The 14,769-nt window shown below is 34.7% G+C and carries 13 protein-coding genes and 1 other RNA gene; 6 read left to right on the forward strand and 8 right to left on the reverse strand.

The features are described from left to right. Window positions 1–7 precede the first annotated feature (7 nt). Both K8B81_RS07110 and K8B81_RS07115 read left to right on the forward strand, forming a co-directional pair. The gene (locus K8B81_RS07110) at window positions 8–2,758 is read left to right on the forward strand and encodes a gluzincin family metallopeptidase (RefSeq protein WP_223680626.1); all 2,751 of its coding nucleotides are present in this window, start codon (window positions 8–10) and stop codon (window positions 2,756–2,758) included. 188 nt (window positions 2,759–2,946) lie between these two features. Then, complete coding sequence (locus tag K8B81_RS07115; RefSeq protein ID WP_223680339.1) at window positions 2,947–5,358, forward strand: alpha-ketoacid dehydrogenase subunit alpha/beta; 2,412 nt, start codon at window positions 2,947–2,949, stop codon at window positions 5,356–5,358. 218 nt (window positions 5,359–5,576) lie between these two features. Here K8B81_RS07115 and kdsB read toward each other — a convergent pair whose 3' ends face one another. The 4 genes from kdsB to K8B81_RS07135 all read right to left on the reverse strand — a co-directional run bounded on the left by kdsB (window position 5,577) and on the right by K8B81_RS07135 (window position 9,281). Further along, a complete protein-coding gene (kdsB, locus tag K8B81_RS07120; protein ID WP_223680341.1) occupies window positions 5,577–6,311 on the reverse strand; it encodes a 3-deoxy-manno-octulosonate cytidylyltransferase in 735 nt (244 codons plus the stop codon). A gap of 153 nt (window positions 6,312–6,464) precedes the next feature. Beyond that, on the reverse strand, window positions 6,465–7,295 hold the full coding sequence (gene ygiD / locus K8B81_RS07125) for a 4,5-DOPA-extradiol-dioxygenase (RefSeq protein WP_223680343.1): 831 nt from the start codon (window positions 7,293–7,295) through the stop codon (window positions 6,465–6,467). After that, window positions 7,292–7,831 (reverse strand): hypothetical protein, encoded by a 540-nt coding sequence (locus K8B81_RS07130; RefSeq protein ID WP_223680345.1) that lies wholly within the window; start codon window positions 7,829–7,831, stop codon window positions 7,292–7,294. The genes ygiD and K8B81_RS07130 overlap by 4 nt, the downstream gene beginning before the upstream one ends. Window positions 7,832–7,871: 40 nt before the next feature. Further along, complete coding sequence (locus K8B81_RS07135; RefSeq protein ID WP_223680347.1) at window positions 7,872–9,281, reverse strand: ATP-dependent DNA helicase; 1,410 nt, start codon at window positions 9,279–9,281, stop codon at window positions 7,872–7,874. A gap of 363 nt (window positions 9,282–9,644) precedes the next feature. On the opposite strand from K8B81_RS07135, the gene K8B81_RS07140 reads away from it, so the two are divergent. The 3 genes from K8B81_RS07140 to K8B81_RS07150 all read left to right on the forward strand — a co-directional run bounded on the left by K8B81_RS07140 (window position 9,645) and on the right by K8B81_RS07150 (window position 11,485). Next, window positions 9,645–10,466 carry a DUF3822 family protein gene (locus K8B81_RS07140; RefSeq protein ID WP_223680349.1) on the forward strand — a complete coding sequence of 274 codons (822 nt, stop codon included), beginning with the start codon at window positions 9,645–9,647 and terminating at the stop codon, window positions 10,464–10,466. Next, the gene (locus K8B81_RS07145) at window positions 10,463–11,068 is read left to right on the forward strand and encodes an RsmD family RNA methyltransferase (protein WP_223680350.1); all 606 of its coding nucleotides are present in this window, start codon (window positions 10,463–10,465) and stop codon (window positions 11,066–11,068) included. Before K8B81_RS07140 ends, K8B81_RS07145 begins: the two co-directional genes overlap by 4 nt. A gap of 222 nt (window positions 11,069–11,290) precedes the next feature. Next, window positions 11,291–11,485, forward strand: coding sequence for a hypothetical protein (locus K8B81_RS07150; protein WP_223680352.1), 195 nt, complete (start codon window positions 11,291–11,293; stop codon window positions 11,483–11,485). A gap of 102 nt (window positions 11,486–11,587) precedes the next feature. On the opposite strand, the gene K8B81_RS07155 is transcribed toward K8B81_RS07150, so the two are convergent. Both K8B81_RS07155 and rnpB read right to left on the reverse strand, forming a co-directional pair. Then, a complete protein-coding gene (locus K8B81_RS07155) occupies window positions 11,588–12,838 on the reverse strand; it encodes a cation:dicarboxylate symporter family transporter (RefSeq protein WP_223680354.1) in 1,251 nt (416 codons plus the stop codon). Between the two features lie 30 nt (window positions 12,839–12,868). Beyond that, an RNA gene (rnpB, locus tag K8B81_RS07160) (RNase P RNA component class A) lies at window positions 12,869–13,196 on the reverse strand. A 124-nt stretch (window positions 13,197–13,320) separates the two neighbouring features. Here rnpB and K8B81_RS07165 point away from each other — a divergent pair. Then, entirely contained in the window at window positions 13,321–13,614 is a 294-nt protein-coding gene (locus tag K8B81_RS07165; protein ID WP_223680356.1) for an SH3 domain-containing protein, read from the forward strand. A gap of 105 nt (window positions 13,615–13,719) precedes the next feature. Here the strand turns inward: K8B81_RS07165 and K8B81_RS07170 are convergent, their stop codons facing one another. After that, window positions 13,720–14,091, reverse strand: a complete 372-nt coding sequence (locus tag K8B81_RS07170; protein WP_223680358.1) for a LysM peptidoglycan-binding domain-containing protein — start codon at window positions 14,089–14,091, stop codon at window positions 13,720–13,722. A 6-nt stretch (window positions 14,092–14,097) separates the two neighbouring features. Further along, on the reverse strand, window positions 14,098–14,577 hold the full coding sequence (locus K8B81_RS07175; protein ID WP_223680360.1) for a BON domain-containing protein: 480 nt from the start codon (window positions 14,575–14,577) through the stop codon (window positions 14,098–14,100). Window positions 14,578–14,769: the final 192 nt, after the last annotated feature.

Consider the following 14,769-nt stretch of genomic DNA (forward strand, 5'->3'; position numbering starts at 1 on the left):
GTCCAAGATAGAGGTGGCGGTAAATACTGAGCTTAAAACACTGCACATAAAACAAGACATTACTTATCATAATACTGCAAACGATTCTCTAGGTTCTATTGTCTTAAATGACTGGAATAATGCGTTTTCTGACAAAAACACGCCACTGGCTTTACGTTTCTCAGATGAATTTTATAAAGGCTTTCACTTAGCCAAACCAGAAGAACGCGGAAACACAAGCATACTTGAGCTGACAGATGCCCAATTTATGGCATTGGAATGGGAAAGAACAAATGAAAATCCTGATTTTATTGTAATTAAACTGAAAAACAAATTACCTCCAGGCAGCAAAATTGATTTACATCTTACTTATATTGCTAAAATTCCGAGCGATAAATTTACACGTTACGGCTACAATCAAAATGGCGATATGAACCTGAGAAACTGGTTTTTGAGTCCTGCACGTTTTGAAAATCATGATTTTATAAAATACCACAACTATAACCTTGATGATATTGCAAATGCTGTAACTGATTACGAATTAGAAATAAAAGTCCCGAATCAATATACCATTACCACAGATCTGGATTCCGTTTCAACAGATTCTTCTTCCACTGCCTTCAGCACCTACTTTTTTTCAGGAAACAGCAGAACAGACTTTAATTTATTTATTGAAAAGCAAAATACCTTCAAGAGTTATAATAATGGTGAGCTTGAAGTTCTTACCAATTTAAAAAACAAAAGACTTGATGAGATACAAAAAGCAATAATCATCAATAAAATAATCACTTTTGCGAATGATTTTCTTGGAAAATATCCACATAAAAAAATTACGGTATCCCAGACAGATTATGACCGGAATCCTTTTTACGGGCTAAATCAGCTTCCTTCTTTTATGAGTCCGTTTCCGGATGAATTTATATTTGAAATAACATTTTTAAAAACATTTTTAAATAATTACCTACAATACAGCCTGCGCCTCGATCCCCGAAAAGACAACTGGATTTATGATGGAATCCAGATTTATGCAATGATGAAATTCATGGAAGAAAACCACATGGATCAAAAAATGCTGGGCAGGCTTTCCAAAATGAAGCTGTTTAAAAGTTATAACATTACCAATCTTACTTTTAATGAGCAATACAGCTATTATTACATGCTGATGGCCCGAAAAAACCTCGATCAGCCATTGGGCGATCCAAAAAATACACTCATTAAATTTAATGAACAGATTGCAGGCAAATATCGCGCGGGATTAAGCCTGAGTTACCTGGATGATTACTTAAATCACAATATCGTACCTGAAAGTCTTCAGGAATTTTATAACTTAAACAAGATACAACAGGTAAACCGATCTGATTTTGAAAAAATACTGACCCAGAAAAGCCCAAAAAAAATTGACTGGTTTTTTGAAACCATTATTGGCTCACGCGAAATCATCGATTATAAGTTTTCAAATGTTTCCAGAACCCAAGATTCCATCCATTTTTCGATAAAGAATAAAACAAACACATTTGTTCCGGTACCTGTTTACGGACTTAAAAAGAACAATATTGTTTTTAAACAATGGATTGAACCCCAAAAAAATGATTCTGTTTACGTTTTCGAAAGAAAAAATGCAGATAAAATTGTTTTGAATTACAATAATGAAGTTCCTGAATATAATCAGCGAAACAACTGGAAGTCATTGAAAAATCTGGTCATTACAAATCGCCCCATTAAATTTAATTTCTCCAAAGATTTAGAAGACCCTTATTACAATCAAATATTATATGTACCAACACTTACTTATAATTATTACGATGGTTTTACGCCCGGAATACGCTTACATAACAAAACCATATTAGAAAAACCATTTACATTTGATATTAACCCGGCTTATTCTATTAAAGCAGGAACAGTTTCAGGATCATCTGCTTTTTCATTAAATCATTATTACAGGGAAAGCAGATTATACAATATCCGATATTCTATCAGTCAGAATTATTTTCATTATGCCCCTGATGCTACTTATTTCAGACTAAATCCAATGGTTCAGTTTAGAATTCGTGAAGATAATTTCAGAGATAACCGAAAACAGTTTATTATCGCAAGACAGGTAATCGTAAATCGTGAAGCAACGGAATATATTACTGATAATTCTACTCCAAATTATTCTGTTTTTAATCTCCGTTATGTGAATACCAAAACAGAATTGATTAACCATTTTAGTTTCATGACAGATGCACAGTTTTCAGGGAACTTTGGAAAATTAGCAGGCGAAATTGAATACAGAAGGCTATTTGAGAATAATCGTAAATTAAATTTGAGATTATATGCCGGAAGTTTTTTATATAATTCAACCAATTCAGATTATTTCAGTTTTGGTTTAGACCGTCCAACCGATTATCTATTTGACTATAATTTCTACGGAAGATCTGAAAGTACAGGTTTTTTCAGTCAGCAGTATGTTATTGCCGAAGGAGGATTCAAATCTATTATCGAGCCTAGATATGCCAACCAATGGATGACTACTTTAAACGCCAGCTATTCGATATGGAACTGGATTGAAGCTTACGGCGACCTGGGCTTTACAAAAAACAAACATCAAAATGAACACTTTGTGTACGACAGTGGGATACGTTTAAACCTTTTACCTGACTATTTTGAGGTTTTTTTTCCTGTGTATTCGAATAACGGATGGGAAATTTCCCAGCCAAATTACAACCAAAAAATCAGATTTGTTATCACCTTGTCTCCCAAAACATTAGTCAATCTTTTCACCCGAAAGTGGCTTTAATCATTCGTATTTTAAACAAAAACATGCATAATTATTAGCTTACTATTGTTTTTGATACAAATTACTCAAAAAAAATACGTAGTTTTTTGAATTTAGCTACAAATAATTAAATTATATTTATTTTAATGAATTATGATTATTGGTAGATTTTGAGTAATTTTGCAATCTAAACATGACCCTTCCAGATTATGATTACAGAAAAAAGCAATACTATATTAACCTTTGAGGATTTTAGAACTGAAGTATTAAATGACTATAAAATTGCAGTTACAAGTCGGGAATGCAGTCTGTTAGGCCGAAAAGAAGTATTGACAGGAAAAGCCAAATTTGGAATATTTGGTGATGGAAAGGAAGTACCACAGCTGGCCATGGCAAAAGCTTTCAAAAATGGTGATTTCCGTTCAGGATACTATCGCGACCAGACCTTTATGATGGCTATTGGCGAATTTACTCCTAAACAATTTTTTGCAGGTTTATATGGTCACACCGATTTAGATTTTGATCCAATGTCGGCCGGAAGACAAATGGGCGGACACTTTGTAACACACAGTTTAAACGAAGACGGTTCCTGGAAAGACTTAACCAAACAAAAAAATTCAAGTTCAGATATATCTCCTACAGCCGCACAAATGCCAAGATTACTGGGATTGGCGCAGGCTTCAAAAATTTACAGAAACGTTGACGGAATCGAAATCAAAGACAAATTTTCTGTAAACGGAAATGAAGTGGCCTGGGGAACTATTGGAAACGCCAGTACTTCTGAAGGTTTGTTTTTTGAAACCATAAATGCTGCAGGAGTTTTACAGGTTCCGATGGTAATGAGTATCTGGGATGACGAGTACGGAATTTCTGTACACGCTAAACACCAGACTACTAAAGAAAACATCTCTGAAATCCTAAAAGGATATCAACGCGATGAAGATTCTGAAGGATATGAAATTTTAAGAGTAAAAGGCTGGGATTATGCCGAGTTGGTTTCTACTTACGAAAGAGCCGGTGCCATTGCACGTGAGCATCATATTCCGGTTTTAATTCACGTAAATGAACTTACACAGCCTCAGGGACACTCTACCTCAGGATCGCATGAGCGTTATAAAAATGGAGAAAGATTAGCCTGGGAAAAGAATTATGATTGTATCCGTCAGATGCGTCTATGGATGATTGCCACCAATATCGCATCCCCTGAAGAACTGGATGAAATTGATGCCCAATTAAAAAAAGAAGTTCTGGAAGCTAAAAAAGAAGCCTGGAATCTTTTTATCAACCCAATTATTGAAGACCAAAAAAATCTTTTGGCTTTATTGGAAGAAATTTCAGCTGCCAGTATCAATCATAAAGATAAAATCCAGAAATACATTAGCGAATTAAAAGCAATCAAAGCGCCTTTAAAAAAGGAAATGCTGGTTATTGCCCGCAAAATTTTACGCTTTATTGAAGTCCCAAACAGTAAAGTATTATTGTCTGAATGGATTAGAAATTATATCGGAATTACACAGGAAAAATTTAGCAGTAACCAGCATTCTGAATCAGCACAAAACGTTTTTTCAGTTAAAAAAGTACTTCCTGTATATGCAGAAAATGCCAAACCTGATTTAGACGGAAGAATGATACTTCGTGATAATTTTGACGCCTTATTCAGCAAATATCCTGAAGCCTTAATTTTTGGTGAAGATGTTGGAAACATTGGAGATGTAAACCAGGGACTTGAAGGCATGCAGGAAAAATACGGTGAACTTCGTGTTGCCGATGTCGGGATTCGTGAAGCTACTATTATTGGTCAGGGAATTGGTATGGCTTTGAGAGGCTTGCGCCCAATAGCCGAGATTCAGTATTTAGATTATTTATTATACGCCATTCAGATCATGAGTGATGATTTGGCTACTTTACAATACAGAACGGTTGGAAAACAAAAAGCACCATTAATCATCAGAACCCGCGGACACCGTCTGGAAGGTATCTGGCATTCAGGTTCTCCAATGGGAATGATTATTAACGCTATTCGTGGAATCCACGTTCTGGTTCCGAGAAACATGACTCAGGCAGCGGGCTTCTACAATACACTTTTAGAATGCGATGAACCTGCTCTAGTAATTGAATGCTTAAATGGTTACCGTTTAAAAGAAAAAACACCTTTAAATTTTGGTGAATTCAAAACCCCAATTGGAGTTGTAGAAAACTTAAAAGAAGGTACTGATATTACATTAGTTTCGTATGGATCAACTTTAAGGCTGGTTGAACAGGCAGCGAATGAACTTTTAGATTTAGGAATTGACTGTGAGGTGATTGACATCCAGTCATTACTTCCTTTTGATATAAATAAGGATATTGTAAAAAGTATTGCCAAAACAAACCGCTTGTTAGTAATTGACGAAGATGTTCCGGGCGGCGCTTCAGCTTTCATTTTACAGCAAATTCTGGAAGAACAGGATGCTTACAAATATCTTGACAGCAAACCGCAGACCCTTGCTGCAAAAGCACACAGACCTGCTTACGGAACTGATGGTGACTATTTCTCAAAACCTTCTGCTGAAGATATTTTTGAAAAGGTATATGATATGATGAATGAGGTTAATCCTTCTAGATTTCCAAGCTTGTATTAAGGTTTAGAATGTTTTAAATATTAAAAAATGCTCCATAATCTGGAGCTTTTTTGTATTTATAAGACTTAGTTTGTCATTTCGACGAAGGAGAAATCACATTAGAAATTCCTCAAAGAATTGTCGCTAATCTTTGTAGATTAACATGTGTGATTTCTCCCTTCGGTCGAAATGACAAGATTACGCATAAAATCTGTTTTATCAGCGTTCAATTGAATTGATTAAATATCTCTCAACATAGCTCTAGCTTTTTCCAAATCTTCTGCTGTATCAATCCCAATTCCAACATGGGTGGTTTCGACCATTTTAATTTTTTTTCCGAATTCCAAATAACGAAGCTGTTCGAGTTTTTCAGAAGCTTCAAGGGATTTCATTGGCAGGCTGTGAAAGTCTAATAAAGCCTGTTTTCTAAAAGCATAAATTCCGATATGCTGAAAATAACGCACACCAGCATCCTTATCTCTAGGATATGGAATTACAGAACGTGAAAAATATAAGGCAAACTGTGACTGGTCCACCACGACTTTTACATGATTCGGATTGTTGATTTCGTCTTCATCTGTAATTTCACGCATTAACGAAGCGAGGTCAATCTTTTTATCCGGATCATTTTTAAAAACAGACAAAACCTGTTCCAAAGGTCCGGCTTCTGTAAAAGGCTCGTCTCCCTGAACATTTACCACAATATCAACATCAAGATTCGCAACTGCTTCTGCAATTCGGTCGCTCCCTGATTCATGTTCTTTGATGCTCATAATGGCTTTCCCGCCATTTGAAACGATTTCATTGTAGATCAAATCAGAATCTGTTACAACAAATACATCATCAAACAATTTTGTGGCTACAGAGGCTTCATACGTTCTTAAAATTACCGTTTTACCTCCAAGGTCCTGCATTAATTTTGCAGGGAAACGTGTTGATGCATATCGCGCCGGAATTACAGCTATTATTTTCATTTTTTTTATTGTCATTGCGAGGAACGAAACAATTTGTCCTCATTATTAATTTATTTTTTCTTTTGCGAATCTCTGCGAAATCTTTGCGCGCCTTTGCGAAACAGTTATTCCGCAGAGATTCGCAAAGATTTCACAGAGACACACAAAAATATATTACATAATTTTTACTGATGTCATACTCAACGAACCGGCTAATAACTTGTCATTAAACAAATCCAATTCATCCGTTTTATCTTTTAATCCTAATGTATAGAGCAAAGGTAAATAATGATCCGGAGTTGGAATTGCCAACTGCACCGCTTTACTCATTTTTTCGAAATCAATTAAAGGTTGAAAATTTCCATCCAACAGATACTTATTGACCGTTTCACGCGCTTCAATAGCCCAGTCGAAACCATAATTGTCTTTATCAAAATTTCTGAAATCTACCAATCTTAAATTATGAACAATATTTCCGCTTCCGATAATCAAAACACCTTTATACCGAAGTGATTGCAGTTTCTTTGCCAGTTCAAAATGATATTGACCCGATTTGGTATAATCAATGCTCAGCTGAATTACCGGAACGTCTGCATTTGGGTATAAATGTTTGATTACGCTCCATGCGCCGTGATCCAATCCCCAGTGTTCGTCTAAATCGACCAAAACCGGATCTAATATTTTTTGGGTTTCCAGAGCCAGTTCGGGACTTCCTTTTGCAGGATACTGCACATCAAAAAGCGCCTGCGGGAAACCTCCAAAATCATGAATTGTTCTTGGCATTTGCATCGAAGTCACTTTTGTGCCTTTTGTAAACCAATGTGCCGAAATACATAAAATTGCATTCGGCTGTGGCAATGTTTTAGCCAGATTTCGAAAACCAGCTACAAACTGATTTTCTTCAATGGCATTCATGGGACTTCCGTGTCCTAAAAACAGAACCGGCATTTTATCGGTATTCGAAAATGCAGATGAAATCGAATGTAAGTCGTTTAGTGTTGTCATTGTTTTAGATCACTTAACAATTGATTATAACTCTTCAAATTAATAGAATCTTTATCATAAACTTTTATTACCAAAGTTGAATCGGCACTTATTATCGAAAATGAATCTCCTGAATGCCCTGGAAATCTTTCTTTAACTTTAGCTTCAATCATCCTTTTCATATATGAAATTAAGGATTTCTTATTCGAATCACTAAGTTTTATTGTTTTCTCAATTACTACAGTCTCAATATTTCTTCCGTTAGAATCACGTTTATCACAATCAACATTTGTTTTTCTATAATTCAAAAAATGGTCTTTATAGTTTCCTTCTTTTGAAAAAATTTTTAAATTCTCATAATTTCCGCCCCATTCTCCACATTCACTAAAAGATGCATTAATTTTCAAATTACTATCCACGCCTGAAGCTCCTAAAGTAATCGGATTAAAAAAGACAACCGTTTTATCTTTATTTGGAACTACTTTATTATGCTCATCTTCTTTGAAACAACTTAGGCTTAGGAGTAATAATAAAATAAACAATATTCCATTTTTCATAAAAATTCGTGCTAATTCGTGTAATTCGTGGCTAAAAAAACTATTCTTCAAAACTCTCGTCTTTAAATCCTATCAAATATAGCCTATTTTTAGCACGTGTCATAGCCGTATAAAGCCACCTGATGTAGTCACGATCGATTCCGTTTGGTAAATAAGGCTGTTCAATAAAAACAGTATTCCACTGCCCTCCCTGCGATTTGTGACAGGTTATCGCGTAAGAGAATTTTACCTGCAGACCATTAAAATATTCATTTTCCTTAACTTTTTGAAATCTTTTGTATTTGGTTGGTTCATCTTCGTAGTCTTTCATCACCTCTTCGTACAAACGATTGGATTCTTCATACGTTAAAGAGGGTGATTCACTTTTAATGGTATCCAGAATCAAAACCGTTTCAAAAGGTTTCTGATCCGGATAATCGACCATTCTGATTTTGACTTTCGCAAAGGTAAATCCGTATAATTCTTTAATCCCGAAGAGTTCTAAAACCTCAATAATATCTCCGTTGGCAATAAATCCGGCTTCATCGGTTTCTTTTAGCCAGAAGTAATTGTTCTTTACCACCATCAGAAAATCCCCAACCGAAAGCTCGCTTTCTTTAAACAATATTCGGGTTCGGATTTGCTCATTATACTGGTTTGCTCTTTTGTTTGAACGCACAATAAAAGCAGTATCTTCAATACTGTAATTACTGTACGCAGTATTAATTGCATCCTGAATATCGTAACCATCGGTCAGACGAACAATATCTTTAAACTTCTTTACATTAAACCTAAATTCGGTTATAAACGATTCTTTCAATAGTTCACGCAGTTCGGTAGCGTTAAACAAAATCCCAGAACTTTCTTCCTGACGCATTACTTCATCGAGTTCGATATGTTCAATTTCTTTATCGTAATGAATGCCTAAAGTCTGAATATCAAGTGCCGGGCTAATATCTAAATTCACCGGAGGCAGCTGAGCCGTGTCACCCAAAAGAATCATTTTACAATTCGTACCTGAATACACATAATGAATCAAATCGTCTAAAAGAGAACCACTATCCAGTGTACTGTCTGAAATCATCGAAGCTTCATCGACTATGAAAATGGTGTTTTTATGCTTATTGACCTGTCTGGTAAAAGCGATTCCCCCGCCCGATGATTTTTTAGGAAAATATATTTTTTTATGAATCGTAAATGCCGGATTATTGGAATAATTAGCAATCACTTTTGCCGCACGACCGGTTGGCGCCAGCAGAACATATTTTTTATTGATATCCCCAAGATTATTTACAATGGTCGAAATCACGGTTGTTTTACCCGTTCCTGCATACCCTTTTAATACAAAAATGGTATCGTTTTGGGGCTCGGTTAAAAAAACAGCAATTTTCTGAAAAAAAATATCCTGTTTGTAAGTTGGTGCAAAAGGAAATCTTTTTTGCAGGACGCCATAAAATAATGCTGAATTCATAGGGTAAAATTGAGGAACAAAGTTATCAATTGAAATGACAAAATTCAATTTCAATAACAATTTCAAGACAAAAAAATTAATGACAATTTCAATGTGTTTATTAAATGAATTTTGTAAAAACTATTTGCGAATTTAATTTTAAATACCGTCACGATTGAATTTTATCGGCATTTAATATTCCTAATTTGGTTTTTTTTACATTATCATTGATTTTTGAAATTGATATTGTAATTGATATTGTAATTGATATTGTAATTGATATTGTCATTGATTTTTGAAATTGATATTGAAATTATTATTTGTAAGTTTGTGATCGAATTAAATTCTTTCCTTAAACTACTGTAAAGGATTATAAATCAAATTATGGCATTTCAGAACACCAATATTACATCCAAACTTTATAAAAAACTTTCTATTCAGGTTTCACTGACCGGATTTTCTTTCTGCTGTTTCGATACCCTGAACGACAGGATTACTTCATTCAGCGAAATTAAATTTGACGCTTCAAAAAAAACAACCAAAATAGAAGATCATTTCGCTGAAGCTTTCAAAAAACATCCGGAATTAAAAGATACGTATGATGACATTATGGTTATTCATAATAACAATCTTTCAACTTTTGTTCCCTCGGCACTTTTTGATGAAAATTATCTGGGCAGCTATTTGCAATACACCACAAAAGTTTTTGAAACTGATTTTTTCACCTACGACGAAATTTCCAATTATCAAATGAATGCTGTTTATATTCCGTATATAAACATCAATAACTTCCTGATTGACAATGTAGGATCTTTTGATTACAAACATGTGAACAGCATTTTAGTCGAAAAATTACTTGAGGCTTCAAAAAATAATGACGACAAAAAAATGATTGTCAACTTTAATCCGGAACATTTTGAAATTATTGTAGTTGAAAATCAAAAATTGCTGTTATTCAATTCTTTTGAATATCAAACCCCGGAAGATTTCATCTATTATTTACTTTTTACAGCCGAACAACTGAGTTTAAATCCGGAAATTTTCCCACTCGAATTATTAGGCACTATCAATAAAAATGATCCTTATTATGCGATTGCATATAAATACATCCGCAATGTATCTTTTTTGGATGTAAGCACTTTACAGCAAAAAAACAACTTCTCAACTGCCGAAAATCAAAAACATTATATCTTATTTCAATCATGAGAATCATTTCTGGAAAATACAAAGGACGCCGCATTTTTCCGCCAAAAAACCTTCCGGTAAGACCTACGACTGACATGAGCAAAGAAGCATTATTTAATGTTTTGAACAATCATTTTAGTTTTGACGGATTGAAAGTTTTAGATTTATTTTCAGGAACCGGAAACATCAGTTATGAATTTGCTTCACGCGGAAGTGCCCCAATTACGGCTGTTGATGGCGATTTTGGGTGTGTAAAATTCATCAAACAAGTAGCATCAGAATATGATTTTGATATTGCTGCCACCAAAAGTGATGTTTATAAATTTCTGGAGAATTGCAAAACTTCTTATAATATTATATTTGCTGATCCGCCTTACGGATTAGATCAGGCTGCATTTGAAGAAATTGTTCTAACCGTTTTCGAAAGAGAATTGCTTCATGAAGACGGAATGATGATTATTGAACATTCTAAATACACTAAAATGGATCATTTGAGTAATTTTTCTTTTCAGAAAAGTTATGGAGGATCCTTCTTTAGTTTCTTCGAATTGAACTCAACTGATGAGGATGAAGAACTTCCTGAGGATTCATCCGTAAAGTCAACAGAAGAGGACGAAGAATAATTCTCTTTTTAATTATAAAACTCCATTAAAAAGTAATTAAGGGAGTTTTTATTTTTTATCCTTAAATAAGCCAAAATAATATCAAATAATACAAAATTTAAAACAATCTCATTTTCATACATTTTTATTTTCTTCAAATCATATAATCTTTGTAAATAATTGTATAACAGTTTAGAAGATTTTATAGGATAAATTTGAATTGAACATTAAAATCAAGAAATCATGAACCTAAAAAGATTTTTCGGAGGATTATTGACAATTCTCGGAATAGTTGGACTTATTTATACTGCAGTAATTTTTGCAGACACTTCTGGAGGAACACGTGATATTAAATCGCTTATTATTTACGGAATACTTGGAATCGTTTTTTTTACATCGGGAATCAGTTTAGTACGCACAACCAAAGACGAATCCTAGATTTTAAATACCACACTTTAGATACCACGGCTAAAGTCACAAAGCGCTTAAGCAGATGTTAAAAATATCAAAGCTTAGCGCTTTGTGTATTTATAATAAGATTTATTCTTCACTAACAGGATTGAGATTCAGCTCTGTAAAATCCCTTTCTGTTTTCGAAATTATTATGGTTGCGACTGTATTTCCAATCAAATTGGTTATCGCTCTGGCTTCGCTCATAAATTTATCAACACCTAATAAAAAGGCCAGTCCCTCAACCGGAATTTTATGCAGTGCTGTTAAAGTCGAAGCTAACACAATGAATCCGCTTCCGGTTACGCCAGCCGCACCTTTTGAAGTAATCATCAAAATTCCGATAACGGTCAAAATTTCAAAAAAACTCAAATGAACATCATATAACTGAGCGATAAAAATCACAGACATTGACAAGTAAATCGAAGTTCCGTCGAGATTAAATGAATAGCCTGTTGGAATCACTAATCCTACAACCGATTTGCTGCAGCCCATTTGCTCCAGTTTCACCATTATACCTGGCAAAGCGGCCTCAGAAGAAGACGTTCCAAGAACCAGTAAAAGTTCTTGTTTAATGTATTTCAAAATCGACAGCATATTGATTTTGTAATATTTCAAAAGACTGCCTAGAATCAAAAACACAAATAAAGCCATTGTCAGATACACGCACAACATCAGTTTTCCAAGCGGAATCAAAGTCTCCAGTCCAAATTTTCCAATTGTGTAAGCCATTCCTCCAAAAGCCCCAAGCGGAGCGAAATACATCACATATTTTAATCCGGTAAAAACAACTTTTGAAAAGCATTCTAAAACTAAAATAGTCTGCTCTCTCTTTTGATAAAAATTCAAAGTGATACCACAGACAATTGCAGCCAGAAGAACCTGCAGCGTAAAATTCGAAAAGAAAAACTGAAGCCACGAAAAGTTTTCTGCCGCATGATTGGTGTACTTGCTCGCATCTTGTAAAGCCAATCCCGATTTATCAATTTTTCCGGGCTGAAATAAATAAGCTACTGCCACACCAATTGCTAAAGCAATAGTGGAAACCACTTCAAAATAAGCCAAAGACTTTACCTCTATTCGTCCCACTTTCTTCAGGTTTCCCATTCCGGAAATCCCCAAAACAATCGTCAGGAAAATAATCGGACCAATAAATAACTTGATAATATCGACAAATGTATCACCAACAATTTTCATTTTCACACCATTTTCAGGAGAAAAATGTCCGAGCACAACACCTGCAATAATCGAAATTAAAACCCAGAAAGTAAGATTGGTTACTACTGAACGAAAAAGTGTTTTCTTAATTTTCGAAGAAAAATTGGGAGAATTTACATTCATGAAAATGAGTTAGCGCTTTCACAAATATATAAAAAATGCAGACCTGTAAGCCGGATTCTGTTCTTGTCCCGCCGAAACGAAACAATACCTTATCATTTATCTAGATTCCGAATTGCTCCGGAACTCAAGCTACCTACCCTTCAGCAACGAACGAGAAGCCCTTAAATGCTGATATACTTGGTATTTCACCGCATAGAGTTTACCTGGTTTCACTACAGCATTACCTGTACATACTTTCTGTTGCACTTGTCCTTGCCTTATTGCTAAGACCGACGGGTGTTACCCGCTATGCTTCTCTGTGGTGTCCGGACTTTCCTCCCTCCCGATGAATCGGAACGACGATAAGGCGGTCTGCGGTGCAAAAGTAACACTTTATCACCGAAGAAGCTAAAATATAAATTTCAGATTTCCTTACAATTTCTTAACCCATTAATTTCAAATTGGTTATCTTTAAGATTCTATAATTTTAAATACAGTTTATTATGAAAAGAATGTATCATTACGCAACTGTTTCAAAGGCTTTAGATCAATTGCATGAAAAAGGGTTTACGTGCGATTTCAATCGAAATGCAGACGTGATTAAAAAAAATCCTGAGAAATTTGAAATTGTTCATGTGTATCGATACGAAGGGGAATCAGACCCGGGCGATGAGGCAGTTGTATACGGAATTAAATCGACCACAGGCAAAAAAGGGGTTTATGTAGCTGGTTTTTCTGCTGATTCAGATCAGGAAACGGCTAAATTTTTATTTGATTTAAGCATTAGGGGAAGGTAAATTTTAAATTCCAGTTGTTAAACTTAGTCAAAATAAAAATCCAAATTCCAATGTTACATTGTACTATTGGAATTTGGATTTTTTAAAATTGAATTTTTCTCAATTTTATAGTGTTGGTATTTTCAGTTTCCATCCCGGCTGTATCAGGTCCGGATTTGAAATAATATCTTTATTGGCTTCAAAAATATCCTGCCATGAAACGCCGTATGATTTTGCAATCTTCGAAAGAGAATCGCCGTTTTCAACAGTATATTCCCTTGAAACTCCCTGCGTAACTTCGATGTTCATTACCACATCTGCCGATCTGTAATCGGGATCTATTTTATTATAAGTATCCCAAAGTTTGTCTTTATCAGCTGCTGACTTAGCGTTTCCATCAATATACAAAACGCTATTTTGTTCTCTTACCTGTAAGTTCTCTACTCCTAAATCGGCAGCCAGATTAATTAATTCGCTGTATTTGTCCTGTAAGCCCATAACAATTTATTTAATGATTAATTTGTTATCGACTTTTTGAGGCTTCAATTCCTGTATGCCTTGAATCAAAGACTGCAATTGGCTTCGTTTAATTTCTCCGGAAAGCGTAACGACACCACCCACAACTGTCGCACTAACACCTTCATAAGATTTAATGAGCTTACCAACCGATTTATCTAAATCAGCATCCGAATTAATAATAACAGCCGCAGCGGCAGGTTCTTCATTTGGAACCGGAAACTGGCAATTGTTCACCACCGATTTTACTCCTTTAACAGCCTTCACAGAACGTTCAATATTTTTCTTAAAAGCATCATCGTCACACGTTCCTACAATGGTTGCAACACCTTCATGAACCGTAACCTGCACTTCCGGTGTATCTGCTAATTTTTCATTAATTTCTTTTTGAATATCTGCATCTTTAGGCGTACAAGCCAGTAAAGCAAGAGCAAGACTTATTCCCAATGCAATTGATTTGAATTTCATAATACTATTTTTTAATAATTATCTGTTTTAAAATTAAACAGACTAATACTCAAAATTTTATATGATTATCGTTAAAGATTTATATGGTTTTCAGTAGATCCGTCTTTTGAAACTCTGAAAATCAAAAGCATGCACCATTAATTCTGTAAAGCATTTGAATAATAATATAACTCCTTTATTTCTAAGTAGATG

This window comes from Flavobacterium hibisci (assembly GCF_020026925.1).
In the GTDB taxonomy this organism is placed as follows: Bacteria; Bacteroidota; Bacteroidia; order Flavobacteriales; family Flavobacteriaceae; genus Flavobacterium; species Flavobacterium hibisci.